The organism is Henriciella marina, from assembly GCF_027213945.1.
GTDB lineage: Bacteria > Pseudomonadota > Alphaproteobacteria > Caulobacterales > Hyphomonadaceae > Henriciella > Henriciella marina_A.
The window spans coordinates 833,868-860,024 of the sequence record NZ_JAPWGW010000001.1 but is presented as its reverse complement, the minus strand read 5'-3'; the positions used below and the strand labels follow the sequence as shown (position 1 = coordinate 860,024).

At 59.5% G+C, this 26,157-nt stretch carries 26 protein-coding genes; 22 read left to right on the top strand and 4 right to left on the bottom strand.

What is annotated here, in order from left to right:
* The first annotated feature begins 1 nt into the window (after position 1).
* The 7 genes from miaB to metK all read left to right on the top strand — a co-directional run bounded on the left by miaB (position 2) and on the right by metK (position 7,038).
* Positions 2–1,375 carry a tRNA (N6-isopentenyl adenosine(37)-C2)-methylthiotransferase MiaB gene (miaB, locus tag O4G74_RS04355; protein WP_269401433.1) on the top strand — a complete coding sequence of 458 codons (1,374 nt, stop codon included), beginning with the start codon at positions 2–4 and terminating at the stop codon, positions 1,373–1,375.
* Position 1,376: 1 nt separating this feature from the next.
* A complete protein-coding gene (locus O4G74_RS04350) occupies positions 1,377–2,360 on the top strand; it encodes a PhoH family protein (RefSeq protein WP_269401432.1) in 984 nt (327 codons plus the stop codon).
* Positions 2,357–2,815, top strand: a complete 459-nt coding sequence (gene ybeY, locus O4G74_RS04345; protein ID WP_269401431.1) for an rRNA maturation RNase YbeY — start codon at positions 2,357–2,359, stop codon at positions 2,813–2,815. Before O4G74_RS04350 ends, ybeY begins: the two co-directional genes overlap by 4 nt.
* Positions 2,816–2,925: 110 nt before the next feature.
* Complete coding sequence (locus O4G74_RS04340; protein WP_269401430.1) at positions 2,926–3,672, top strand: hemolysin family protein; 747 nt, start codon at positions 2,926–2,928, stop codon at positions 3,670–3,672.
* Positions 3,669–5,309, top strand: a complete 1,641-nt coding sequence (gene lnt / locus O4G74_RS04335; RefSeq protein WP_269401429.1) for an apolipoprotein N-acyltransferase — start codon at positions 3,669–3,671, stop codon at positions 5,307–5,309. Before O4G74_RS04340 ends, lnt begins: the two co-directional genes overlap by 4 nt.
* Before the next feature lie 48 nt (positions 5,310–5,357).
* Positions 5,358–5,771 (top strand): helix-turn-helix domain-containing protein, encoded by a 414-nt coding sequence (locus O4G74_RS04330; RefSeq protein WP_269401428.1) that lies wholly within the window; start codon positions 5,358–5,360, stop codon positions 5,769–5,771.
* Positions 5,772–5,841: 70 nt separating this feature from the next.
* The gene (gene metK, locus O4G74_RS04325; protein WP_269401427.1) at positions 5,842–7,038 is read left to right on the top strand and encodes a methionine adenosyltransferase; all 1,197 of its coding nucleotides are present in this window, start codon (positions 5,842–5,844) and stop codon (positions 7,036–7,038) included.
* Position 7,039: 1 nt separating this feature from the next.
* Here metK and O4G74_RS04320 read toward each other — a convergent pair whose 3' ends face one another.
* Positions 7,040–8,704, bottom strand: coding sequence for a hypothetical protein (locus tag O4G74_RS04320; protein WP_269401426.1), 1,665 nt, complete (start codon positions 8,702–8,704; stop codon positions 7,040–7,042).
* Between the two features lie 71 nt (positions 8,705–8,775).
* On the opposite strand from O4G74_RS04320, the gene trmB reads away from it, so the two are divergent.
* The 9 genes from trmB (at position 8,776) to rbfA (ending at position 17,950) form a co-directional block, all read left to right on the top strand.
* A complete protein-coding gene (trmB, locus tag O4G74_RS04315) occupies positions 8,776–9,375 on the top strand; it encodes a tRNA (guanosine(46)-N7)-methyltransferase TrmB (RefSeq protein ID WP_269401425.1) in 600 nt (199 codons plus the stop codon).
* A 224-nt stretch (positions 9,376–9,599) separates the two neighbouring features.
* Positions 9,600–9,809 carry a cold-shock protein gene (locus O4G74_RS04310; RefSeq protein ID WP_119379036.1) on the top strand — a complete coding sequence of 70 codons (210 nt, stop codon included), beginning with the start codon at positions 9,600–9,602 and terminating at the stop codon, positions 9,807–9,809.
* A gap of 125 nt (positions 9,810–9,934) precedes the next feature.
* Entirely contained in the window at positions 9,935–11,080 is a 1,146-nt protein-coding gene (locus tag O4G74_RS04305; protein WP_269401424.1) for an energy transducer TonB, read from the top strand.
* 122 nt (positions 11,081–11,202) lie between these two features.
* The gene (rimP, locus tag O4G74_RS04300; protein WP_269401423.1) at positions 11,203–11,808 is read left to right on the top strand and encodes a ribosome maturation factor RimP; all 606 of its coding nucleotides are present in this window, start codon (positions 11,203–11,205) and stop codon (positions 11,806–11,808) included.
* On the top strand, positions 11,805–13,601 hold the full coding sequence (gene nusA / locus O4G74_RS04295) for a transcription termination factor NusA (protein ID WP_269401422.1): 1,797 nt from the start codon (positions 11,805–11,807) through the stop codon (positions 13,599–13,601). The genes rimP and nusA overlap by 4 nt, the downstream gene beginning before the upstream one ends.
* Positions 13,582–14,256 carry an RNA-binding protein gene (locus O4G74_RS04290; protein ID WP_269401421.1) on the top strand — a complete coding sequence of 225 codons (675 nt, stop codon included), beginning with the start codon at positions 13,582–13,584 and terminating at the stop codon, positions 14,254–14,256. Before nusA ends, O4G74_RS04290 begins: the two co-directional genes overlap by 20 nt.
* Before the next feature lie 53 nt (positions 14,257–14,309).
* Positions 14,310–16,862 (top strand): translation initiation factor IF-2, encoded by a 2,553-nt coding sequence (gene infB, locus O4G74_RS04285; RefSeq protein WP_269401420.1) that lies wholly within the window; start codon positions 14,310–14,312, stop codon positions 16,860–16,862.
* A 76-nt stretch (positions 16,863–16,938) separates the two neighbouring features.
* A complete protein-coding gene (locus O4G74_RS04280) occupies positions 16,939–17,556 on the top strand; it encodes a YcxB family protein (RefSeq protein ID WP_269401419.1) in 618 nt (205 codons plus the stop codon).
* A complete protein-coding gene (rbfA, locus tag O4G74_RS04275; protein ID WP_269401418.1) occupies positions 17,516–17,950 on the top strand; it encodes a 30S ribosome-binding factor RbfA in 435 nt (144 codons plus the stop codon). Before O4G74_RS04280 ends, rbfA begins: the two co-directional genes overlap by 41 nt.
* A 32-nt stretch (positions 17,951–17,982) precedes the next feature.
* Here the strand turns inward: rbfA and O4G74_RS04270 are convergent, their stop codons facing one another.
* Positions 17,983–18,345: a DUF2200 domain-containing protein gene (locus tag O4G74_RS04270; protein ID WP_269401417.1), complete on the bottom strand. Its 363-nt coding sequence runs from the start codon at positions 18,343–18,345 to the stop codon at positions 17,983–17,985.
* A 68-nt stretch (positions 18,346–18,413) separates the two neighbouring features.
* Positions 18,414–19,805, bottom strand: coding sequence for a mechanosensitive ion channel family protein (locus tag O4G74_RS04265; protein ID WP_269401416.1), 1,392 nt, complete (start codon positions 19,803–19,805; stop codon positions 18,414–18,416).
* A 128-nt stretch (positions 19,806–19,933) separates the two neighbouring features.
* Between O4G74_RS04265 and O4G74_RS04260 the strand changes: the two genes are divergently transcribed.
* From O4G74_RS04260 to O4G74_RS04245, 4 genes are all read left to right on the top strand, one after another.
* Positions 19,934–20,533 carry a manganese efflux pump MntP family protein gene (locus tag O4G74_RS04260; RefSeq protein WP_269401415.1) on the top strand — a complete coding sequence of 200 codons (600 nt, stop codon included), beginning with the start codon at positions 19,934–19,936 and terminating at the stop codon, positions 20,531–20,533.
* 108 nt (positions 20,534–20,641) lie between these two features.
* A complete protein-coding gene (truB, locus tag O4G74_RS04255) occupies positions 20,642–21,583 on the top strand; it encodes a tRNA pseudouridine(55) synthase TruB (RefSeq protein ID WP_269401414.1) in 942 nt (313 codons plus the stop codon).
* 80 nt (positions 21,584–21,663) lie between these two features.
* Positions 21,664–21,978: an autorepressor SdpR family transcription factor gene (locus O4G74_RS04250; RefSeq protein WP_269401413.1), complete on the top strand. Its 315-nt coding sequence runs from the start codon at positions 21,664–21,666 to the stop codon at positions 21,976–21,978.
* Positions 21,975–22,583, top strand: a complete 609-nt coding sequence (locus tag O4G74_RS04245) for a hypothetical protein (protein ID WP_269401412.1) — start codon at positions 21,975–21,977, stop codon at positions 22,581–22,583. Before O4G74_RS04250 ends, O4G74_RS04245 begins: the two co-directional genes overlap by 4 nt.
* Here the strand turns inward: O4G74_RS04245 and O4G74_RS04240 are convergent.
* Positions 22,580–23,293, bottom strand: a complete 714-nt coding sequence (locus tag O4G74_RS04240; protein ID WP_269401411.1) for a spermidine synthase — start codon at positions 23,291–23,293, stop codon at positions 22,580–22,582. The genes O4G74_RS04245 and O4G74_RS04240 overlap by 4 nt on opposite strands.
* A 252-nt stretch (positions 23,294–23,545) precedes the next feature.
* Here O4G74_RS04240 and rpsO point away from each other — a divergent pair, with 252 nt between their 5' ends.
* Both rpsO and pnp read left to right on the top strand, forming a co-directional pair.
* Positions 23,546–23,815 (top strand): 30S ribosomal protein S15, encoded by a 270-nt coding sequence (gene rpsO / locus O4G74_RS04235; protein ID WP_269401410.1) that lies wholly within the window; start codon positions 23,546–23,548, stop codon positions 23,813–23,815.
* A 72-nt stretch (positions 23,816–23,887) separates the two neighbouring features.
* On the top strand, positions 23,888–26,023 hold the full coding sequence (gene pnp / locus O4G74_RS04230) for a polyribonucleotide nucleotidyltransferase (protein ID WP_269401409.1): 2,136 nt from the start codon (positions 23,888–23,890) through the stop codon (positions 26,021–26,023).
* The last annotated feature ends 134 nt before the right edge of the window (positions 26,024–26,157 follow it).

Sequence of the window (26,157 nt, the reverse complement as noted above, 5' to 3'; positions counted from 1 at the left end):
GATGACCACCCCAACTTCGCGCCCAGAGCCCAAGCGTCTTTTCATCAAGACGTATGGCTGCCAGATGAATGTTTATGACAGCGAGCGCATGCGCGATGTGTTGCGCCCGCTTGGCTATCAGCCTGTTGACGGTCCGGAGACCGCTGACCTTGTCGTGCTGAACACCTGCCATATCCGTGAGAAGGCGACCGAAAAGGTCTATTCCGAGCTTGGTCAGATCAAGAAGATGAAAGAGGCGTCTGGCGGCAAGATGACCATCGCCGTTGCTGGTTGCGTGGCGCAGGCCGAAGGCGCTGAGATCATGCGCCGCCAGCCAGCGGTCGATCTCGTGCTGGGCCCGCAGGCCTATCACAAGCTGCCTGAAATGGTCGCCCGCGCCAGCCGCGCAGCAGGCGACCGGCTGGAAACCGAATTTGAAACGCTAGAGAAGTTCGACGCCCTGCCAAAGCAGCGTGAGGCGGACGGTCCGGCCGCGTTCCTTTCGGTGCAGGAAGGCTGCGACAAGTTCTGCACCTTCTGCGTCGTGCCTTACACGCGCGGCGCAGAGCTCTCGCGCCCTGTGGATGACATCGTTATCGAAGCGCGCAGCCTTGCCGCTCAGGGCGTGCGTGACATCTCGCTGCTCGGCCAGAATGTTAATGCCTGGCATGGCGCTGCACCAAAGCTGGAGGGCGGCGGCGAATGGGGCCTTGGCCAGCTTGCGCGCCACCTGTCCAAGATCGGCGGCATTGACCGTATTCGCTACACGACCAGCCACCCGCGCGATATGGATGACGATCTGATCGCCGCCCATGGCGAAGTGCCGGAACTGATGCCCTTCCTGCACCTGCCCGTGCAGTCTGGCTCTGACCGTATTCTGAAAGCGATGAACCGCGGCCATACGGCGGAGCACTATCTCGACATTATGCGCCGGATGCGCGATGCGCGCCCCGACATGGCGCTTGCATCCGATTTCATCGTCGGCTTTCCGGGCGAGTCCGATCAGGACTTCGAGGACACGATGAACCTCGTCCGCGAAGTTGGCTATGCCATTGCCTATTCGTTCAAATATTCCCCTCGCCCGGGCACACCGGCCGCCGACATGTTCGGCCATGTCCCTGAAGAGGTGAAGGATGAGCGCCTGCAGCAGCTGCAAACCCTGCTGAAGCAGCAGCAAACGGAATTCAACGCCTCAAAGGTTGGCGAAACCCTGCCCGTCCTCGTGACCGGCAAGGGCAAGATGCCGGGTCAGGCGCATGGACGCTCACCCTGGATGCAGGCGGTTCACTTCGATGCGCCGGAAAGCCTTGTCGGGCAGATCGTGGACGTAAAGATCGTCGGGTCAACCATGAGCTCGCTGACCGGTGAATACGCCCATGTGGTGGAGGCCGCCTGACTTGAAAGGCACCGTCACCCGTCTCTACACCCCGGAAAATCCAGCGCTTCTTCCAGCGATCTGCGGGCCGCAGCATCGCAATCTCATGAAGCTGGAAATGGCCCTTATCGATGGCAAGCTGAAAGCCGACAGTCAGGGTGGGAGCATCCGGCTGACCGGCACGCAGGCTGCCGTGGCAGATGGCGAAGCAGCGCTGGCGGCGTTTGAGCGCATGCTTAAAAGCGATCCTACGGCGGGCGAAGATGCCTTCGAAGGCGCGATCGATCAGGCCCGGGCACCTGCCGAGAGCTATGGCTCTCTGACGGGTCTCCGCGTGCCTGTGATGCCGCAGACCCGTACGCAGGCCCAGTATATCGACTACCTTACCCGCGAAGGCCGCGACCTGGTCTTTGGCGTCGGACCTGCCGGTACCGGCAAGACCTATCTTGCGGTCGCCGCGGGCGCCGCCGAGCTTCGCAAGAAGACCAAGGAACGCCTGATCATTACGCGACCCGCCGTTGAAGCTGGCGAGAATCTTGGCTTCCTGCCGGGCGACCTTGAAGAGAAGGTAGAGCCTTATCTCCGTCCGATCTGGGATGCACTGAACGAAGTGCTCGGCGCTGACCATGTCGAGCGGATGCGCGAGAAGAAAATTATCGAAGTGGCGCCGCTCGCCTTCATGCGCGGACGTACGCTGAAAAACGCCTTCGTCATCATGGATGAAGCGCAGAACGCCACGGTCGGGCAGACCAAAATGGTATTGACGCGTCTCGGCCGCGACTCGCGCATGGTCGTGACGGGTGATCCGGGACAGGTGGATCTTCCGCCCAAGACGCAATCAGGCCTCGCCCATGCGCTGCGTATCCTCGAAGGCGTCGAAGGGACGGGCATCGTGCATTTCACTGCATCGGATGTGCGCCGCCATGCGCTCGTCTCACGCATCATCCGCGCCTATGACAAGGATGCTGGCGCCAGCGGCGACAAGACGCCGGGGGCCGGATCGTGAGCATCGTGCTGGACCTGCGCATCGAGGACGCAGGCTGGACAGATGAGATGGAAGACCCCGAAACGGTCTGCCAACGCGCGCTGAAGGCAGCGCTCGCCCTTACAGGGATCGAAGGAGAGGTCGCGCTTCTGCTGACCGATGATGACGAGATGCATACGCTTAACCGGGACTGGCGCGGCAAGGACAAGCCGACTGATGTCCTGTCCTTCCCGGCTGATGAGTTGGACGCGCCATTTCTTGGTGACATCGCGGTCGGGCTTGGTGTTTCGCGTGGCGATGCAGCCACACGCGGCATCAAATTGACCGAGCACCTTAGCCACCTCGTCATTCACGGCTATCTTCACCTGCTTGGCTATGATCATATGAGCGAGGAGGAGGCCCGCGAGATGGAGGCGCTCGAAATCAAGGCCCTGTCCGGTCTTGGAATTGGCGACCCCTATGGCAGAGACCTCTGAGCTGGAATGAGATGACTGACACAACTGACCGAGAGAGACGGCGCCGCCCGCGACTTTTCAGATTCAGCCGGCGGCGCGAAAACGAAAAGCAGCAAGCAGAAGCTGTTACGGTGGAGAACGCACAGCACACGCCTGCCCAGCTTCGACTGCGGCTTGCCGAGTTTGAACAGGGCCGTGTTGCGAATGTCATGGTGCCGCGCGCAGAAATTGTCGGTGTGGAACTCTCGACTGACCTTCCGACCCTGATCCAGCTCTACGCCGAAGAATCCCATTCGCGCCTTCCGGTCTATCGAGAAACGCTCGACGATCCGATTGGCCTCGTTCACATCAAGGACGTTGTTGGTGAAATCGCGCGCGGCGGCCAGGGGCTCGACAGGCCGTTGGAACGCTTGCGCCGCGATATCCTCTATGTCCCGCCATCGATGAAGCTTGCCGACCTTCTGGTGAAGATGCAGACCAGCCGCATCCATATGGCGCTCGTCGTTGATGAATATGGCGGCACGGACGGCCTTGTTTCGCTAGAGGACCTCATGGAAGAGATCGTCGGCGATATCGAAGACGAGCACGATGAAGAACCCGCAATGGTCGTGCGGCGTGGGCGCCACGCATGGGAAGTCGATGCCCGCATGGAAATTTCGGATTTCCTCGAAAAGACAGGAATGGATCTTGACCTCGGCGATCAGGACGTTGAGGTCGACACGCTTGGCGGCGTTGCCTTCGCGCTCGCCGGGAAGGTCCCCCTACGAGGCGAAGTGCTACGCCACCCTGTCGGCGCTGACATAGAAATCATGGATGGTGACGCCCGGCGGATCGAGCGCCTCGTCATCCGGCGTGCGACTGTTGAGGCTGGAACTTGAGTGCTCGTGAGCAGAGCTACGGGCTGACAGCCCTCGCCCCCCTGCATCAGGGCGTGTCCGGTCTTTCGGGCCTGCTCGCATTTCTGCTCTGTGTTGTTCTTGGTGCCGTCGCGGCGCTTGGCTTTGCGCCCTTCCATATCGCGCTTGCACTCATCGTCTGCGTCACACTGCTCATCTGGATGATGGACGGTGCCCGCAAGAAAGCCCGCTGGGGCCGCGCCCTTTTCATGCGCGGCTGGGCTTTTGGCTATGGCTTCTTCCTCGTCAGCATGTACTGGACGGTCTCGCCATTCCTCGTCGATCCAGCGCAGCATGCCGCCTATATCTGGATGCCGCTTGTCCTGCTGCCTGGCGGCATGGCGCTGATATGGGGCGCAGCTTTCTCCCTTGCGGGCGCCTTCTGGTCGGCATCGCCGTCGCGCATCTTCATTTTCACCGTCTTCATGGGGCTCGCTGAACTTCTGCGCGGCTATCTGTTCGGCGGCTTCCCCTGGAATCTTTTCGGTACCACCTGGACCCCGGGAAGCTCATTGTCGCAGGCGGCCTCGCTTGGCGGGGTCTACTGGCTGACGCTTTTGACGCTGTTCGTCAGCGCCGCCCCCGCCGCCCTCGTCGATACGCGCGAGGTGCGGGGCCTGTTCGAGCGTGCCTTGCCTATCACCGCCGCTGTGATCCTCGCCAGCGTCGGCTGGGCGTGGGGCGCACAACGTCTTGCAGAACCGTCCCAGATGACAGAGCAGCACGTCGTCCTGATGGACCCAGGCGTACCGCAGGCGGAAAAGTACAATAGTGGGTCCGACCGGCTGTTTCGCCGTTATCTCAACTTCCTGAAGCAGGTTGAGAGCGCAGATGATGATATCGTCGTCTGGCCAGAAGGCGCCCTGCCCTTCTACCTGCTGACCAACACTTATGCGATCGACACAATCTCGACCTATCTCGGCGACCGCACGCTCATTGTCGGCTCAACTCGCCGCAGCCTTGAGGAAGACGACACGGTCTTCTTTAACAGCCTGGCGGTACTCGCAGCCGAGAACGGTCAGTCCGAACTGATCGGGCTTTACGATAAGCACCGACTGGTGCCATTCGGCGAACTGGCCGCGACGGACATTATTCCCTTCGGCGACATGATGGCGGGCTTTCTTCCAGGCGCAATGCAGGAGCTTGCGTCTGCAGGGTTCAACCCGGGCGCCGAACCGACCGTCGTGTTCCCACGCGACGTGCCCCCCTTCGTGGCGCTTATCTGCTATGAAGCACTCTTTCCGGAGATTACCCGCACCGCAAGGCCACAGCGCGAAGCGGCGCGATGGATTGTGACGATTTCCAACGATGCATGGTTCGGCCGAGGACTTGGCCCTGCTCAGCATTATTCGCAGAATCGCTACCGCTCCATCGAAAGCGGACTGCCCATGGCGCGTGTCGCCAGCCGCGGTGCAACTGCGGTAATAGACGGCTTTGGCCGCGAAACTGCGCGAGGTCAGCGCATGCCAGGTGATCCTGATGGCTGGGTATCATCAGTCGTCCGCGCACCGCTGCCCGAACCACTTGCGACGACGGCCTATCAACGATTTGGCGCCGCGCTCTTCTGGCTCACCCTCGCTGGCTTCACGGTTCTGGCCTTCTTTACCTGGCGGCGCTAGAAGCCAGCTAAAGCTGACGTCAAATCCGCCCTTTAAAAAAGCGATTATATGCCCGAGAGTAAATTACCCAACAGGATCGACGAACTGGTCGGTCAGCGTATTCGCTGGCGCCGCAAGGAACTGAAATGGACACAGGAACAGCTGAGCGAAAAGCTCGGCCTGACCTTCCAGCAGGTCCAGAAATACGAAAAGGGCGTGAACCGTATATCGGCGGGCCGACTTTACGAACTGGCCTGCGTACTCGATGTAGAGATCGGCTATTTCTTCGAAGGCGCCAAAGAATATCTCTCCCTGCCTCAACAGTTTCAGGAAGACGCCGCAGAAGCGGCGCCGTTGCCGCAATTCGATCACGAAGCCATGGATCTGGTTTCCCATTTCCAGCAGATCCGAAATGAGGAGTTGCGAAAAGCACTGCTGGCGACGGTCAAGGCCGCGGGCGTCACGGATGACGACGATACTTGAAAAGCCTAGCCTCAACAAAGCGAAGCCTATAACAGGGCTAGATCGACCACTTTAAAGCCGGAATAGAATTTTGACCGATCCAGTATTTCTTTTTACCAGCGAGAGCGTCTCTGAAGGGCACCCGGACAAGGTTTGTGACCGTGTTTCCGACGAGGTGGTAGACCTGTATTTTCGTGAAGCCATCAAGGCAGGCTACGACACGTCTCGCGTACGCGTCGCCTGTGAGACAGCTGCCACCACGAACCAGATTGCCCTCCTCGGTGAGATGCGCGGTCCGGATACGATCACACCAGACATGATCGAAGACGTTGTTCGCGCCGCGGTGAAGGATATCGGCTACGAACAGGATGGCTTTCACTGGGAGAATTTGAAGCTCAGCAACTGGCTGCACGGTCAGTCTGAAGACATCGCCGCGGGCGTTGATGAAGGCACTGGCACCTACACTGAAGAAGGTGCTGGCGACCAGGGCATCATGTTCGGCTATGCGAGCGATGAGACCGATGAGCTGATGCCAGCGCCGATCTCCTACTCGCACCGCATCCTGAAGCGGATGGCAGAGCTTCGTCATTCCGGCGAGCGTCCGGAATTCGAGCCAGACGCCAAGAGTCAGGTCACCATGCTTTACAGCAATGGCAAGCCGATCGGTGTTGATGCCGTGGTTGTATCCACCCAGCATCAGGATGGTCTTTCTGCCGCCGACGTCCGCGAACTCGTCCGCCCGGTGGTCAAGGACATCCTGCCAGACGGCTGGTTCCCGCAGGAAGACAAGTTCTACGTGAACCCAACAGGCAAGTTCGTCATCGGCGGCCCTGATGGTGATGCAGGCCTGACCGGCCGCAAGATAATCGTCGACACCTATGGTGGCTCGGCCCCGCATGGCGGCGGCGCCTTCTCCGGCAAGGACCCGACGAAGGTTGACCGCTCGGCTGCCTATGCCGCCCGCTACCTTGCGAAGAACGTGGTCGCGGCTGGCCTTGCCAAGCGCTGCACGCTGCAGCTTTCCTACGCTATCGGCGTCGCCCGCCCCCTGTCGATCAACGTCAATCTTCACGACACGGCGAACACCGATGAGCGCATGCTCGAAAAGCGCCTGATGGAAGTGATGGACCTTTCCCCGCGCGGCATCCGCACGGCGCTTGGGCTCAACAAGCCGATCTTCGCGCGCACCGCAGCCTATGGCCATTTCGGCCGCAAGCCGGACGCCGATGGCGGTTTTGCATGGGAAAAGACCGACCTTGTCGACCAGCTGAAAGATCTGGTGGGTTAGTCTAGGCGGGACCTGCTGGCGAAGAACGCGTCAGTGGGCATATCACCCAGCTGGTAGTCTCGGTGTCGAAACTCGTCTCCATTTGACGACAGGCGCTTTCATCTGCCTGTACAGGGTATTCACCGGCCAGCCGCGCAAGCGTCTGGCCGGCTGTGTTTTTTTCCGTGACACCCTTTTTCTGGTTTGCTCGGCCGTCGGCGCCGGTCTCCTGCACACAGATGACCGCGAACAGGTCGATTTGATCCTGGTTGATCCGCTCGGTAATCAAGGGGCGGTAATTTTCCAAAAATGGTCGCGACCAGGTCTGAACGGCGCCATGGGCGACCCACGCAGCGTCTTCAAAAGCCATCGCGGTGAAAGCGGTCGGGAAAGGTCCCGCCATGATTACCCCCGCATTCTCAGTCTTAATGCCTGTTGGAACCTCGACCGCCAGATAAGGATCGGCTGCGCTGCCCCATGGCGCCCGGCGGACAGATTCCGGCCCTAGCGATGCGATCAACAGCAGCGCCATCCCATAGAGAAAAGGCCTTGCCGAAACACTTAGCGCTTTCTCAAGCGGGCTTAGCTTCCATGCGAGAACAAGCATGAGAGGCCCAAGCAGAAAAGCGCCCGTGGCGTAGCGCATGATCGAAAACTGCAGAACCCACACTATGGTGAACGCGAGGCATGCGAGCGCCATCGCAATCACGAGGCGGGGCACAGTCTCGCGCATGCGCAGCTGGACGAGGCTAAGCCCGATAATCGCGACCGCGCCAAGATAGAAAGCCGCCAGTCGAAGATCGCGGCCAGTATCTTCATTAATGAGCGCAAGGTCGAAGGCGCCAGTGACCGGCCTTACCAGCGCATTCAAGAAGCTGTCCGGAAGATAACGGATATCGCGCGAAACGCCCTCCGGCCCGAGAGAGGCGCCGAAGAGGTCGTTCAGCATCGGAAAGACTGGATTGCCGAATTCAGCATACAATTTGGCCATCCACCAGCCGCCGCCGAGAACAATACCCGCAAGCCCTCCCACTGCAGCAACGCCGGTTGCGATCGCGCGAAGCCGAACACCCGACCAGGCAGCCAGGGTGAATACTGCCAACCCTGGAATGTAGACGATGTTGGTGAGCTTTACGCCCGCTGCGAGGCCCACAAGGAATGACGCTACCAGCAGGCGTCGAAGCGCTACCGCCTCACCCTCCTTATCCACGAGCAGCAGGAGCGCTGCGCAGAACGCGATGGCACCGAACATGTCGTTTCGGAGTGAAGCCATCGTCGCCAGCATTGGGACACATAGAAAACCGGCAAAGGCACAGACGAGTGCAACACTCCTGGCTTCGCGAACGCCGCAAAGCTTCAACAGCCTCAGGGACAGAAAATACAGAATGGGCACCGCGATTGCTTGAAACGCGCCAAGAATTGCGTTCACCGCCGGGCCGGGCAGATGTTCGATCAGCCACCAGACCGCAACATTGAATACCGGATTGAGAAAGCTGTGCATCTCGGCCGGGGCGAGATCCTGCTCAAGCCTGCCATTGAGGGCCGACCAGCCATTGTGAAGGTGATAATGGGCGACATCAAAACTTGCATCTCGCGGCAGGAGCGCAGAGATCAGCGCGAACACGATTATCCAGACGAGCCATGGACCCCATGCCCGAACAAGATCGCGATCAGAAACTGAACTCACCCATTCGCTCCTTCGGTCGAAAGGGCGGGCGCCCCTTGTCTGGCAGACAACAGAGTTTGGTTGATAATCTATTGCCCCGCCTGAGGCTTCCAGGCGATTCGGCCGCGCTGGAGACGCCGCTAGAGCTGTTTGACGCAAGGGTCAGCCAGCTCTGGCTGGAGATCGGGTTCGGCGGCGGCGAGCATGTGAGTTCTCAGGCGAAAGCGAACCCTGATGCCGGCATCATGGCGAGCGAGGTCTTCATCGAAGGTATCGCCAAATGCCTCTCCGATATTGATGACATGAAACTCTCGAACGTCCGGCTATGGGACGAAGACGCACGCGAGCTGGTGGACCTGCTGCCAGATGCATGTCTTGACCGCGTCTTTATTCTGTTCCCCGACCCCTGGCCGAAGAAACGCCACCAGAAGCGACGCATCATCCAGCCGGATTTCCTGAGAGAATTGACGCGGGTCATGAAACCGGGGGCGCGCCTGAGGTTTGCGACCGATGTACGCTCCTACGCCGATGAGGCGCTCACCATCTTCCTGGCCGAGCCGCGCATTGAATGGCTGGCCAGGACGGCTGACGACTGGCGCACGCCACCTTCAGACCACTTCCGAACGCGCTATGAGACCAAGAATCTTGGCGACATTGAGCCGGTCTTCTACGAATTCCAGCTCAACGACTGATGGAAAGCGATTCCACCTCGTTCTATCGCGCAGCTTTCATGCAAAGCTGATTGCGAAACGCACGGTTTTCAGGCATAAAGGCGCCATCGAATATACGGTCGGTCTGAATTTATAAGACCCCGTCGGACCGACGGCCTTGCTTCACTTCCCCCGTTTTTTCGAGAACCTTCGTGACCACCCGCACGGTGTGGGTTCGGCACGGGGAGAAGACTGGAGTAGCCATCATGGCAACCGGAAAAGTTAAATGGTTCAACGACCAGAAGGGCTATGGATTCATCAAGCCTGACGCTGGTGGTGCGGATATCTTTGTTCATATCTCTGCGGTCGAAAAATCCGGCATGCGCACGCTCGCCGAAGATGCGCCGATCGAATATGAACTCCACACCGACGAGCGTCGCGGCAAGACCTCGGCCGTTGACCTGAAGCTTCTCTAGCTCGCAGGCCAATAAATGATCTGGCGGCGGCTCTCAAAAGGGGGCCGCCGTTTTTCGTCTCTACGGACTTGAAAACTTTAAACTCCTTCGGCAAGACCAGATATCTGGGGTTGAGGGGTACTCTCATGCAGAAATCGATAGCATCGGCGTTGATCTTGTTAGGGGCGCTGTGCGCACCCGCTTTGGCAGAAATTTCGGACGAGGCGGTCGCGCGCTACAACGCTGCCGCGCAGGCGAATGACGTCCCTGCTTTGCTTACCGCCGCCGAGGTCCTTGCGGGTGAAGCTGTCGCTTCTCCGGACGACCGGGACGCTGCACTCTTGGCGTTCGAAGCGGCTTGGGCGCTGTGCCGGAACGGAGAATGCGAGGCAGCGCTTGCTGCCGCGGAGTTCGCAGCCTCCCAACCCGATACCAGCGCGCACCCGTCTCTTGCTGATCGGGAACTGCTTAAGGCATTCGCTCACTGGCAGGTCAGGAAACGACGGAGCACCCGCGCCGATCTAGACACTGCCCTTTCCACCAGGGTCGAGGGGGAGCGGACTTTGTTGAGTGTTGCAGCTTTCCAGCGGCGGTATCTTGATGACGCCAAACAAGGGCGCTCTGGCAGACTCCCCAAGTCAGCTGGCGAAGCCGCAGCACATTTTTACCCGGTGCGTGATCAGATCGGCGACGTTTGGGCTCAAGCAGCCATTTTGGCCGTAGCGACAGAATTCGGGACTGATCATACCCCCGCGACTTTGCTCAAAATGGCACGGGTAGAGGCCGAAATCTTGCTCATTCGACATGTGACTGATGATGAGCCAGACTGGATGGAGAGGAGATACCTCGAAGCTACAGCTTGGCGTAACGCTATGGATGCGTATCTGCGCTCTGAAAACAAAGGCGCAGATGAACGTGAATTCGTCGAAGAGATCCTCGACGATGCCATCACTGACGACAATCACCAGCACCCGGTGGGCACAGGTCCACACATCAAAGATGATCCGCTCTTGTGCCGGGGAAATTTCACTCGGATGCCGCGGCCAACCTATCCCGACGATGCCGCATGGAGCGGCTATATCGGTGCTGTCATCGTCCTGTTTGACGTGGATGAAGACGGGGCGAAGAACGTTCGGATTGGCGCATCAGTGCCGACCGATATTTTCGACGACGCCGCACTGGCCTCAGTCAGGCGATTGAAATGGGAATGGGAGGGCTCCACGCGTGATGGCGAGTCCTGCTTGCAACAACGTGATAGCGTGCAATGGCCATTTTACTTCGTCTTGGAGTGACACTGAATGGTTGCTGGACAAGCACACCGCTTGCCACTATTCTATTGGCCAAGTCGAAAAATATCGGCGGCGGGTCCGGCAACGGGTCCGCCGCTTTCTTTTGTCCCGGAGACAGTTGAACCGTGATCGCGCTTTCGCAGCAGGAAAAGACCATTCTGAGCCTGATCGAGCCCGTGGCCGATGGCCTCGGCCTGGAGATTGTGCGCGTGCGCCTGATGGGCGGCAAGCGTCCGATCCTTCAGATCATGACCGAGAAAGCGGGCGGCGCGCCGACCAATGTCGAAGATTGCGCCGACCTTTCTCATGCCATCTCTCCCGTACTGGAAGCTGCTGATCCTGTGTCAGATCCATACCGGCTTGAAGTGTCCACGCCGGGCATTGACCGCCCGCTGACCCGCAAGGGCGATTTCGGACGCTGGACGGGCCACATGGCCAAGATCGAGCTGGCCATGCCGATCAGCGGCCGTCGCCGTTTCCAGGGCATCATCACGCGAGAAGATGACCGCGGTGTCGCCATCGAGCTTGATGATGAAAGTGAGCTGGTCGCGCAGGTCGATGAGATGTCTAAGGCAAGCCTCGTGCTTACCGATGAACTGATTGATGCCGCCAGAAAGGCAGGCGGCCTGCCGCCTCAGCCAGACGACGAAGATTTTTCCGGCCTCGACGTCGATGACGCTGAGGACGATGACAGTGAAGACAATAAAGAAGAAAGTGGAGCTAACAGATGAGTACAGTCGGCGTTTCAGCCAACCGGCTCGAAATTCTTCAGATCGCAAAAGCCGTCGCGGAAGAGAAATCCATCGACCGCAGCATCGTTATTGGCGCGATGCAGGAAGCGATCGAGAAGGCCGCGAAGTCCCGCTATGGTCAGGAGCACGACATCCGTGCGGTGATCGATGCAGACACCGGTGAGCAAACTCTCTGGCGCGTCCAGACCGTCGTCGCTGACGATGAAGTCGAGGACCCTGCCCAGCAGCTCGCACTTTCCGAAGCCAAGAAGATCGATGCCAGCTATGAAGTTGGTACCGAGATCAAGGAAGAGCTGCCGCCGTTCGACTTTGGCCGCGTTGCTGCACAGACCGCCAAGCAGGTTATCATGCAGAAGGTGCGCGATGCCGAACGTGAGCGTCAGTATGATGAGTACAAGGACCGTGTCGGCGAGATCATCAACGGCATCGTCAAGCGCGTCGAGTATGGCCACGTCATCGTGGACCTTGGCCGCGCCGAAGGCATCATCCGCCGCAATGACGGTATACCGCGTGAGAACTTCCAGCCGAACGACCGCGTTCGCGCCTATCTTTACAAGGTAAGCCGCGAAACCAAGGGCCCGCAGATCTTCCTGTCGCGCGCTCACCCTGACTTCATGGTCAAGCTGTTCGCCCAGGAAGTACCGGAAGTCTATGACGGTGTCATCGAGATCCGCGCCTGTGCCCGTGACGCTGGTTCGCGTGCAAAGATCGGCGTGATTTCCAACGACAGCTCGATCGATCCGGTCGGCGCCTGTGTCGGTATGCGCGGTGCACGCGTCCAGGCCGTCGTTGGCGAACTGTCTGGCGAGAAGATCGACATCATCCCCTGGAACTATGATGCGGCAACCTTCATCGTGAATGCGCTGCAGCCGGCAGAAGTGTCGAAAGTGGTTCTGGATGAGGACGAGCAACGTGTCGAAGTCGTTGTCGCCGACGATCAGTTCCCTCTGGCCATTGGCCGCCGCGGCCAGAATGTGCGGCTCGCTTCGCAGCTGACCGGCTGGCAGATCGATCTCGTCACTGAAACCGCTGACTCCGAGCGTTACCAGAAAGACTTCCAGGCTCGTACCGACCTGTTCATGACGGCGCTCGACGCCGATGAAACGTTGGCACAGCTGCTGGCGTCTGAAGGCTTTGAGAGCGTCGAGGAAATCGCTTACGTCGCGCCTGAGGACTTCATCTCCATCGACGGCTTCGACCTTGAAGTCGCAAACGAGATCCAGGAACGCGCCCGCGAATACCTTGAGAACCTCGCAGCCGAGCAGGATGCTCGCCGCAAGGAGCTTGGGGTGGAAGACAGCGTCATGGAGCTTGAGGGCATGACCGTGGCCTTCGCCGTGAAGTTTGGCGAAAACGATGTCAAAGACCTCGAAGATATCGCAGGCCTGGTGCCTGACGACATTACCGGCTGGCGTGAGCCTGGCCCGGACGGCAAGCCTGTATTCCAGGAAGGCATCCTGAAAAAGGGTGAGATGCGCAAGGATGAAGCTCAAATCTTTATCATGCGTGCCCGTGTTGCCGCTGGCTGGGTCGAGCCGGAAGCGCTTGAGCAACTCGAAGCCGACATGGCTGCCGAGGCTGAAGGCGAGATGGCAGACCTTTCTGAAGAAGATCGTGCCCTGCTCGCTCTAGGCGATATCGGCAAGGGCGGCGACGAGGCTGGCGAGGAACTCGCGGAAGAAGAACTAATCTTCGACCTCGACGCATTGGCCGCCGAAGACGCTGGCGATGAAGGCGCAGAGGACGGCGATGATGCCGACTCCAAGGAATGATCGCGCAAAACGCCTGAAGGCGTCCGACAATCAGGAAACCGGCACTGACGGCCCATTCCGTCAGTGCGCGGTGACCCGCGAGTCCTGGACACAGGACTGCCTGATCCGGTTTGTCCGCTCTCCGGACGGTATTGCCGTGCCCGATGTGGCCGGCAAGCTGCCCGGTCGCGGCGCGTGGGTGAAGGCAGACCGCGAGACCGTCGATGCGGCGGTCAAGCAGGGCGTCTTTGCACGCGCCTTCAAACAGAAAACGATCGCCGAAGCCGGGCTTTCAGAGCTTGTCGAACGTCAATTGTTGCAGAGATGCATCAATTATCTTGGCATCTCGCGGAAGGCAGGTGAGGTGGTCATTGGATTCGATCAGGTTCGTGCCTATCTTAGGAGCGAAGCGCCCGGCATCCTTCTGGAAGCAAGCGATGGCAGCGAAGATGGCCGCAACAAGGTTCATTTTCTCGCCAAGGCCATATATGAAACGCCACAGACAGCAGGTGCTCTCACTTCTGCTGAATTGGGCATGGCCTTCGGCAGGCCGCATGTGATACACGCGCTGCTTCAGCAGGGGGCGCTGTGCGAAGCCTTCAAGGACGCATACTGGCGTCTGACGGGATTTCGCCCGGCACCGGAGCGAGACTGGTTTTCTGGTCTTAAACGGTAAGATGATTACGGCAGGACCTTCCTGCCGGTTAATACGCAGGTATATGGAGTCGCATGAGCGATACGAACGACAAAGGCAATAATGGTGGACGCAAGCCCCTGACGGTGTCCCGCGGATCAAGCGGCACGGTCAAGCAGAGCTTTAGTCATGGCCGTTCCAAACAGGTCATCGTCCAGACGAAGAAGCGGCGGGTCGTTGGCCCCGGCGCCGGACAATCCGGTAGCGGGGGCGGCGCGAATGCGCCTGCTTCAAAGCCTTCGTCCCAATCTGGCAGCAAACAGCCGTCTAAGCTGGCTGAAGCCGCCAAGAAGCTTGGCATCACCGAACAGGAGCTGATTGCGCGCCAGAAAGTCCTGCTGCAGCGCCGGGAAGCCGAGCAGAAGCAAAAGGTCGAGAAAGAGCGGCAGGAAGCTGCGCGTGAACGCCTTCTGTCTGAGCAGGAACGCAAGGTCCAGGAAGACAAGGAACGCGTCGAAGCCGAGGCACGCCGCAAGGCCGAAGAAGAAGAACGCAAGGCCCGCGAAGAAGCCGAAGCCCGCAAGAAAAAGGCTGACGTCAAGCCGCGCGGCGCTCAGGCCGGTGCAGCTGCACCAAGCCCTGACATGCCGATCCCGGAGCCTGCTCAAGGCCGCAACAAGAAGTCCCGCAAAGGTGGCGGCGAACGCGATTTTGCTGACGACAGCAATTCACGAAGCCGCGGCGGCGGAAACAAGCGCCGCAAAGGCAAGCTGACTATCGCCAGCGCACTTGGCGATGATGGCGACCGTCAGCGCTCGCTTGCTTCGGTGAAGCGCGCCCGCGAACGTGAACGTGAACGCCGTCAGGGCGGTGATCAGCAGGAGAAAGTCTCCCGCGAGGTTACGCTGCCTGAGACGATCACGTTGCAGGATCTTGCTCAACGCATGAATGAGCGCGTCGCTGACGTGGTTAAATACATGATGCGCCAGGGCGACATGATGCGTGCGAACGACATCATTGATGCCGACACCGCCGAACTGATCGCCGAGGACTTCGGTCACACGGTCAAACGCGTATCTGAATCAGACGTCGAAATCGGTCTTGGCGATGATACCGATGATGAGAAGGACCTGAAGCCACGCGCGCCGGTCGTGACCATTATGGGCCACGTCGACCACGGCAAGACGTCGCTTCTGGACGCACTTCGCTCCACTGACGTTGTGGCTGGCGAAGCTGGCGGCATCACCCAGCATATCGGTGCCTATCAGGTACAGCTTGAGGGCGGCGACAAGATCACCTTCCTCGACACGCCTGGCCACGCAGCCTTCTCGGCAATGCGTGCGCGCGGTGCCAACGTCACTGACGTAGTCATTCTCGTCGTGGCCGCTGATGACGGCGTCATGCCGCAGACCATTGAGGCCATCAAACACGCCAAAGCGGCTGAAGTGCCGATCATTGTGGCGGTCAACAAGTGCGACAAGCCAGACGCAAACCCGGACAGTGTGCTCACTGAACTTCTCCAGCACGACATCCAGGTCGAGGCCATGGGCGGCGACGTTCAGGCGATCAAGGTTTCGGCGCTTAACAGGACCGGGCTTGATGAACTGACCGAAGCCATCACGCTCCAGGCTGAACTGCTCGAACTGAAGGCCAATCCGGACCGCGATGCGGACGGTATTGTGGTGGAATCCCAGCTCGACAAGGGCCGCGGTCCTGTCGCAACCGTGCTGATCAATCGCGGTACGCTCCAGCGCGGCGAGATCGTTGTCGCCGGCAAGCAGTGGGGCAAGGTTCGTGCCCTCGTGAATGAGCGTGGCCAGCAACTGAAGGACGCAGGTCCAGGCGTTCCGGTAGAGATTCTTGGTCTCGACGGTGCACCAGAGCCAGGCGACATGTTCAATGTCGTCGACAGCGAAGCGCGCGCCCGCGAAGTCACAGAGTATCGCCAGCGCGCAGAGCGCCAGAAGCAGGGCGTGGCCTCGGGTCGTGCCTCGCTCGAATCGCTGATGAACTCGATGAACGCTGCGGAGGTTTCCGAGCTTCCAGTCGTCGTCAAAGGCGATGTTCAGGGTTCTGTCGAAGCTATTCGTCACTCGCTGGAAGGTCTGTCGACCGACGAAGTCCGCGCGAATGTCGTCTACGGTGCTGCAGGCGGTATCTCAGAGAGCGATATTCTGCTGGCAAAGTCATCCGGCGCGCCAGTCTTCGCGTTCAACGTGCGTGCGAATAAGCAGGCCCGTGAGCTCGCCGAGAAGGAAGATGTGGAGATCCGCTATTATTCGGTGATCTATAACCTGATCGACGATGTGAGAGACACGCTTTCGGGCATGCTCGCACCAGAGAAGCGCGAAACCTTCATCGGCTACGCCGACATTCTGGAGGTCTTCAACATCACTAAAGTCGGCAAGGTTGCTGGCTGTAAGGTGTCCGAAGGCACGGTTAAACGCGGTTGCGGTGTCCGCCTGCTGCGCGACGATGTCGTTATCCACGAAGGCAAGCTGAAGACGCTTAAACGTTTCAAGGACGAAGTTGCTGAAGTCACCTCCGGTATGGAGTGCGGTATGGCGTTCGAGAAATACGAAGACATTCGCGAAGGCGACAAGATCGAGTGTTTCGAAGTGGAAATGATTGAGCGCAGGCTCGACTAGGTCCGCCGTGTGAAATTGACATGAAATTGAGAAAGCCGGGAGATTTCCCGGCTTTTTCCATAAGCGGTTAAACAAGATGTGGTTTGTGGCGGCCATGCCATCGCTCGCCGCCACGCCTCTCTATTCAACCGATGCCGACACGATCAGTATCACGGGCGCTCCGAGCGATCGGGACATGAAGCGACTGGTCTCCCAGACCCGGTCTTCGAATATCGGACCGACAGCGCTCTATTATGCTGGTGTGACGGCCCCCGTCATTTCGGCAGGCACCGCCTTCGTGACGCGTGAGATGCTCGCGGGGACGGGCTTCACGGATTACTGGATCCTGCTGACCTCTTCTCTGCTCGCGGCAATGGCGGGGATCAGCTGGTATCTCATCTTCATGCGCTGGTCCTATCGCCACAATCATGGACGCGCCGCAGAGCTCGACAGCGAAACCGCCATTGACCTTACGCCCACGGGCCTCCACATCCGTCGCGGCGATGTAGAGACACGCATTGCCTGGCGCGCGCTCCGGTCTGTCCGCGAGAGCCGCCGTGATACACTTATCACCTTCAGGGGCGCAGATCCGCTGCTCGTCCCCGACAAGTGGTTTGGCCGCGACAAGCAGGCAGCGCAGGCTTTCCGCGCTCGTCTGAGAGAAGGATTGCACGATGGCGAAGAAGAGAAGATCGCAGGGACCCGCCGCAAATGAACCCTCCCAGCGCCAGCTGCGCGCTGGAGAGCTGGTCCGCCATGCCCTGACAGATATCATGATGCGCGAGGAGTTCCGCGACCCGGATCTTCAGGGTATCAACGTCACGATTGGCGAGGTCCGCACATCGCCCGACCTGAAGCATGCACACGTCTTCTGCTCACCGCTGGGTGAAACGGATGAAACCGCGCAGAATACGCTGGCCAAAGCACTTAATCGCGCCGCGCCCTATATCCGCGGCCGGCTCGGCAAGCACATCGACATGAAGTTTACGCCCCAGCTGCACTTCATCGCTGACCATTCCTATGATGAAGGCGCCTATATGGAGTCGGTCTTCAACAGTCCGCAGGTCAAACGTGACCTTGTCGGTGACGAAGAAGACGAGGACGAATAGATTTTGCTGCGCCAAGAGGGCGCTCGCAGTGTTCAGGACGCTGCGGGGCTGCGAAGGATCTTCTCCACCGCCTTCCCCCTGGCCAGTTCATCAATGAGTTTGTCGAGGTAGCGGATTGCCCGCATTGTCTCTTCCTCGACCTCCTCAACCCGTACACCGCAGACGACGCCTTTGATCAGGCCGCGGTCAGGGTTCATCGCCGGGGCTGTCGCAAAGAAGGTCTCAATATCGGTGCCATTTTCCAGCTCGTCGGCAAAACTCGTCGCACTATGGCCGGTTAGCCAGAAAATGATCTCATCGACTTCTGCCTTGGACCGGCCCTTCTTTTCGGCCTTCGCCACATAGGCGGGATACACTTTGGCAAAGGCCATCGAATAGATGCGGGGCTTGGTCATGGCGGCAGGCTTTCAAGCGGGTCGGGCATGAGTTTACGCTAAAACTGTAAGCCGGGCCAGCAACGGCCCTATTCGACCGGTCGACCGTTATCGAGAAGGTCCTTCTCCCCAGTCTGCGCGCGTTCCTCGTCGACCTTTTCGGCGATGTGATCGTCTGGCCTGGTATCAAGCACGCTGGCTTCGGCGGTCTGGGCATCCGGAGAAACCGCAGCCTTCGTTTTTGCTGAGGGGGCCGCGGGGACTGCCTGCCCTTCAGAAACAGTCACCCCCGTGCCTGCCTTCACCTGCACCGGCGCCCCGTCAAAGCGCAGGCGATAGATCGGCTCTGGCAGGGTAAAGCCTGCCTCTTCCACAGCATCCTTGGCCGCGCGGATAGCGAGGCTGCGCGCCTTGCCGAAATTAGTCTCGGACTGATTTACCCAGCCCATGAAGCGTATGACGATATTGCTGTCGCCTACTGAAGTGATGATTGCGTCCGGCTTTGGCTCATCAAGAACGAAATCAAGTCCGGAGATTGCCGCGATCCCCGTTGCCATGGCCGCGACTGGGTCATCCTCGGCGTCCACGCCAAGCTCGAACTCAAAGCGGCGCTCTGGATTGCGTGTATAGTTCAGGATGACCGCCTTGAAGACCGTCGAGTTCGGTACGCGCAAATGATTCCCATCAAGCGTCATCAGCACCGTCGCGCGCGACGTCAGGCGCACGACCCGGCCCTCATGATCGTCAATGCGCACATGGTCATTGGCCCGGAAAGGCTGGCGCAGGCTCAGCATGATGGAGGCTATATAGTTCTCCACCGTGTCGCGAACCGCAAAGCCGATAGCGAGGCCGATAACGCCTGCGCCACCGAGAATTGCGCCCATTAGAGCGGTCGCGCCAACGAGGTTGAGTGCCATGACCAGGCCGACAATGACGGCAATAATCCGCACAGCCTGGGCTACGATTTCTGCAAGAAACGGGTTCGGCGTCAGGCGTTGCCAGAGCGCTGCCCAGCTTGCCAGCAGATGGCCGATAACCAGGATGACAAGGAAAACCCCGATAGCGAGCCCGACCAGAGGCAGCGCTTCCCATCCGCGTCGCAGACTGTTCTCGAGGTTCGCAATAGCCGGAGACAGAGAGCGATCGACAGAAAGATCGCGTTCGATGCTCTGCTCGACCGTCACAACGCCCTGGAAGCGGCTCGCGATCGACACGGCGCGGTCGATGTCGGCCTGATCCGCAACCGTACCGCTTAGCGAGACGACGCCTTCATTGACTTCTGCGGCGACAGCATTGAGAGCGCCGATCTCAGCAAAGATGGCATTGATCCGCGTCTCTATCGCCCCGTCATCACTGCTGGAAACCGAAATCTCCTCTGTCGATTCCGTAACGGTCGGTGCCTGCGCACTGGCCGGAAAGGCAGTGCCCCTTAACAGTAAGACGGTCAGGACGATAAGAAACTGCAGGGAGCGCGTGAGCATTGGGGTCATAACCTGATCAGCTAGGCCGGCGTTCCCGGCGGGCGATACGAAATCGCGCCGGTCTTCCATTAGACTACAATACGCAGACTTCCTCTTGCTTGCAGAATAAACGCACGCGAAGAGAGCGCATGTCGGGGACATTTACACTTATTGCTCTCGCCTTTGGGCTTTCCGTCGATGCTTTTGCCGCTGCGCTGGGCAAGGGCACAGGCGAGCGCACATCGACGCTGACCAGCGCCCTTCGCATCGGGTTCGTATTTGCGGCGATGGAAGCCATCATGCCGGTTGTCGGCTATCTGATAGGGATGGCGCTGTCGGCATGGGTCGCTGGCATCGATCACTGGGTTGCGTTCATTTTGCTCAGCCTCGTGGGAATTCACATGATCTGGCAGGCCTTCAAGGAAGAGCCGGAAACGATCGACGACCATGCAGAGACAGCGGCGAACGGACCGATACGAGGACCACGCTGGATCCATCTCGGACTGGCCGCAGTCGCAACCAGCATCGATGCAACTGTTGTAGGTGTGAGCCTCGCAATGGTCGGCACGAACCTCGTTCTTGCCTGCCTCATCATCTTTGGCGTGACACTTGTCATGTGCACGATGGGCGCCCTGATTGGGCGAAAGGCCGGTGACTGGCTGGGCCATTGGGCGGAGGTTGCAGGCGGCATCGTCCTGATCATTATCGGCGCGCTTATTCTGACCCAGCACCTCAGTCAGGGCATCTAGCTGGTTGACGCCGCGCGCAGCGCCGCCTAGCTCGCCTGCTCAAACGACATGTCAGACCCCGCGCCCGCGTTCGATCCGCGTGCGCCATGGGAAGAACGGAGAACCCCCGTGGGACGCAATCGCAAGAAAAAAGGCCTGCCGGTGCATGGTTGGCTCAATGTCGACAAGCCGTCGGATGTGACCTCGACACAAGTGGTCGGTATTCTGAAACGCCTCTTCAATGCGCAGAAGGTCGGCCATGGTGGTACGCTCGATCCGCTGGCAGATGGCATCCTTCCGATTGCTTTTGGCGAAGCGACCAAGACCGTTCAGTGGGCGATGGATGCCGACAAGGAATACGTCTTCACCATTCGCTGGGGGAGGTCCACCGACACGCTGGACGCCGAAGGTGAAGTCATCTCATCGTCCGATACCCGCCCGAACCGCGACGCCATCGAAACCGCGCTGGAAGGCTTTGAGGGTGAGATCGACCAGATCCCGCCGAAATACTCCGCAATCAAGGTCGACGGCGAACGCGCCTATGATCTCGCCCGCGATGGGGAAGAGTTCGAGATCCCGTCCCGCACCGTTCTGGTACATGAAGCGCGCCTTGTTGATATGCCGGATAGTGACCACGCCGTTTTCCATGTTCGCTCCGGCAAGGGGTTCTATGTTCGTGCCCTCGCACGCGACCTTGCCGGCGCGCTCGGCTGCGATGGACATATTTCGCAGCTGCGCCGCATCCGTGTCGGTGTCATGCATGAAGGCGCGGCGTTCAAGCTGGCAGACCTGGAAGCTATGGAGACGCGTGACGAACTGCTGCGCACGCTCGCCCCGATCGAAGCGGTGCTGGACGATGTCCCAGACGTCGACATCAGCGAGGAAGACGCCGCCGACATCCGCCAGGGGCGCGACGTCATGCTCATGCCGCACGTTACAGAGCGTTGGCGGCTTGAGAAGAACCCGGATCCGGAAGACCGCCTGGCACTCGCCATGTGCAATGACCAAGCCGTCGCAATGGGCGAAATCCGCGCTGGGCGCTTTCAGCCGATGCGGGTATTCCAGGTCTGATAGACCCCGACCAAGCGTAAGCAAAGAGCACGACATTTCTATTGCTTGACTCATTTCGATAATTAGCTAATTGTCTATTTATGAGTTCAGTCTTCAAAGCCCTGTCCGATCCGACGCGCCGCAGGGTGCTGGAAATGCTCAGGGATGGCCCAAAGTCCGCCGGTGAACTGGCAAGCGCCTTCGACGTATCCAAACCAACCATGTCCGCGCACTTTGCCGTGCTGCGCGACGCAGGCCTGGTTGCTAGCGAGAAGGACGGCAAGTCGGTCTTTTACCACCTTCAGATGTCGGTGCTGGAGGACGCGCTGTTCGGTTTCGCGCAGACATTCGGCTGGGAACGCCGGGAAGACAGGTCGGCAACTGGTCGCCCTGCCCTGAAGGAGGGAAACCCATGACCCAATCAATTGAGCCGCGCCGCGCTGTCATTCCCTTGGCCATCGGTGTCTGCACCATCGTCGGCGCGATGCTAGCCTTTGGTATCACCAAGAAGACCGGCATACTCGACCCGGATCTTGCCCGGCGGGGTGCGGCTGCGATGCTTGGCCTGATGCTCGTCGTGATGGGAAACTACATCCCCAAACTTCGTCTCTTCCAGCCGGCAGGCGAACATACTGGCGCCAGCGCCGTCGACCGCTTTGCCGGCTGGACCTTTGTCGTCGCGGGACTGGCCTTTGTCGCCGTCTGGCTGTTTGCGCCCATCGACAAGGCGATGCTCGCCTCTCCGATGATCGGAGTTGCCGGTTTCCTTGTCGCGTTCGCGCGCTGGCTGGCCTGGGGTGAACGGGCGGGTGGAGCGGCAAGCATCCTGCCGCGTCCGACGCCGGCGCGCACCGCCATTTTCATATTGCTAGTCTCACTACTGTGGACCTTTGCCATCTTCTTCGCGGATACCATCTGGGGCGACCGCGTGGCGCAATGGATGGCGATGGGCTTGATCATTGTTATAGCTGCGGTCGCACCGTTCATTGTCGTCGCAATCCGTCGTGCTTCGAACCCCTAGCGCGCCTTCCGGGCAAGGTAGACCGTCTGGGTGAACGGCGTGTCCTGAAGCGGATTGTGGAATGTGACCGGCTCTGCCCAGGCTGTGCTGAACACCGATTTCATTCGCTCAATGAAGGTTTCATCCGTTCGGGCGTCGGACCACAAGCCCATCACGCCACCAGGCTTGAGGTGGCGGGCGAGCTGGCCCAGCCCCTCAACCGAGTAAAAACTTCCGCTTCGCGCATCCAGAAGCCAGTCCGGCGTATGGTCGATATCAATCAGGATCGCATCCTGCGCGACCCCGAAGCCCTCATCTGAAGCAGCCAGGGCAAAGAAGTCTCCGCGATGCACGGTGCACCGCGCATCAGCCGACAGCGGCGGATCGAGCGGAACGAGCCCCTCCGCATGCCATTCTATAACAGGGGCCAGCAACTCGACCACCTGAAGGCGCCCCACGCCTTCATGCTCCAGCGCAGTCGCGGCCGTATAGCCCAGACCGAGCCCGCCGACGGTGATGTCCCATCCCCCCTCAGGCGGCTCACCCAGAGCTGCAAGACCCAGCTTTGCAAGCGCGACCTCAGACGCCGTGAAAAGACTGGACATCAGATGTTCCTCACCGAGAAGTACTTCCCAGACGTCCTGATCGAGCGAGAGAATGCGCCTGCGGCGCAAACTGACAGCGCCGATTTCCGTGACCTGATAGTCGAGTTCTTCGAAAAGGCGGCTCATGATATCTCCTCGGCATAAGCCGTAATGGTCATGCCCCAAGGTGCAAGGCTAAGGGGAAAGATCGCACCGCTCCCCTTCCATTTGCGGGCATTATGTGCCATGTGCGCGCCTTGAGGCGAGCTTTCGGGGCTCACAACTGGCTGGACGACATCCTGGCTGGTTCCCCGGCGCACTCCCCAAACACCACCCTTACATTGAAGGGTATAGCTGAAACGGCCTCCATCGCAGGCCAGAACGAAGAGAGTATTCACGATGTCGATCACGGCAGAAAAGAAATCTGAGCTGATCAAGAAATTCGCCCAAAATGACGGCGATACCGGGTCCCCGGAAGTCCAGGTTGCGATCCTTACCGAGCGTATCTCGAACCTGACCGAGCACTTCCAGACCAACAAAAAAGACCACCATTCGCGTCGCGGCCTGCTCAACCTGGTCGCCACGCGCCGGAAACTCCTCGACTATCTGAAGAGGAAAAATGAGGGCCGCTATCAGGCCCTGATCCAAGAGCTGGGTATCCGCCGCTAGGCACTGGCTCACAAATAGCCCGCCAGGACATGGGGTCCGGGCGGGCTTTTCGCATGAAGAGAAAGAAAACGCATGTTTGATAAGCAAACCGTGTCGCTGGAATGGGCCGGCCGCACGTTGACGATCGAGACGGGCCGTGTCGCTCGTCAGGCTGACGGGGCCGTCCTCGTTACTTATGGGGATACGACTGTCCTCGCGACCGCAACCTTCCGCAAGGAAGCCAAGCCAGGACAGGACTTCTTCCCCCTGACGGTCAACTACCAGGAAAAATACTACGCATCGGGCCGCATCCCAGGCGGTTTCTTCAAGCGTGAAGGCCGCCCGACTGAGAAAGAGACGCTGACGTCCCGCCTCATCGACCGTCCGATCCGTCCGCTTTTCGTCGATGGCTTCAAGAACGAAGTCCAGGTCGTCCTGACCGCCGTTTCGTATGACCTTGAAAACGATCCGGACATCATCGGCATGATCGGCGCATCCGCTGCGCTGGTTCTGTCTGGTGCCCCGTTCATGGGTCCCATCGGCGCAGCGCGCGTCGGCTACAAGGATGGTGACTACATCATCAACCCGACTGCGGATGACATGGAAGAGTCCGAACTGGACCTCGTCGTCGCCGGTACCACCGACGCAGTCATGATGGTCGAGTCCGAAGCCAAAGAGCTTGCAGAAGACGTCATGCTCGGCGCCGTCATGGCCGGTCACGAAGCCATGCAGCCAGTGATCGATGCGATCATCAAGCTGGCTGAGAAGGCTGCCAAGGAGCCATTTGAGTTCGAAGGCGAAGACCTTTCGGCAGAACTCAAGCAGATTCAGGATCTCGTTGGTGCAGACCTTTCGGCTGCCTACCAGATCACGGAAAAGCTGGCCCGCCAGGAAGCTGTCGGCGCTGCCCGCGAAAAGGCGTCAAACGCCCTCCTCGCGACCGAAGACAATCCGGACGGCATGGAAGAAGCGGTCTTCAAGTCTGCTTTCAAGAAAGCCGAAGCCAAGGTTGTCCGCGGCGACATCATCAAGACCGGCAAGCGCATTGACGGCCGTTCGCTCGATCAGGTCCGCCCGATCGTTGCTGAAGCTGGCTTCCTGCCGCGCACGCACGGCTCTGCCCTGTTTACCCGCGGTGAAACGCAGGCGATCTGTGTGGCAACGCTCGGCACCTCCGACGATGAGCAATTCATCGACGGCCTGGGCGGTACGCACAAAGAAAAGTTCATGCTGCACTACAACTTCCCGCCCTATTCGGTCGGTGAGACGGGTCGCATGGGCGGTGCAGGCCGCCGCGAGATCGGCCACGGCAAGCTGGCATGGCGTGCCCTGCGCGCAGTGCTGCCAAAGGCTGAAGACTTCCCTTACACGATCCGCCTCGTCTCCGAGATCACCGAATCCAACGGTTCGTCCTCAATGGCGACGGTTTGTGGCTCGGCACTCGCCATGATGGATGCAGGCGTGCCGATTACGCGCCCTGTTTCCGGTATCGCGATGGGTCTCATCAAGGATGATGACGGCGTTGCCGTTCTTTCCGATATCCTTGGCGACGAAGATCACCTCGGCGACATGGACTTCAAGGTTGCGGGTACCGACGTTGGCGTCACATCTCTCCAGATGGACATCAAGATCGCAGGTATCACCCGCGACATCATGCAGACGGCTCTCGACCAGGCAAAGGGCGGCCGTGCCCACATCCTGGAAGAGATGAACAAGGCGCTTGCTGAATCGCGCGGCGAGCTGTCGGCCAATGCGCCGCAGATGGAGATCGTCAATATCCCGGTCGACAAGATCCGTGACGTGATCGGCTCGGGCGGCAAGACCATTCGCGACATCGTTGACACGACGGGCGCCAAGCTCAACGTGGAGGACGACGGCACGATTCAGATTTCCGCGCTCGACCGCGAGTCCATTGATGCTGCCAAGAAGCGCATCCGTGAGCTCACCGCTGAACCGGAAGCCGGCGAAATCTATGAAGGCAAGGTCGTGTCCATCAAGGACTTTGGCGCCTTCGTGAACTTCTTCGGTCCAAAGGACGGCCTCGTTCACGTGTCGCAAATGGCAGACGAGCGCATCGGCCACCCGAAAGACCTCGTCAAGGAAGGCGATACGGTCTGGGTCAAGCTGATGGGCTTTGACGATCGCGGCAAGGTTCGCCTGTCGATGAAAGCCGTCGACCAGGAAACCGGCAAGGACAAGGAAGGTGCTGAAGGCGGCGACGCCGAATAAGGCGCCCTGTCCCACGGACTGAATCAACTTCAGACCGGTACAAATCATCGAAATCAGAAAGGCCGTCAGCAATGGCGGCCTTTTTTGTTGCGGTGAACGCAGCTGCGCTACCCGGAAATAGCGAATGAAATCAG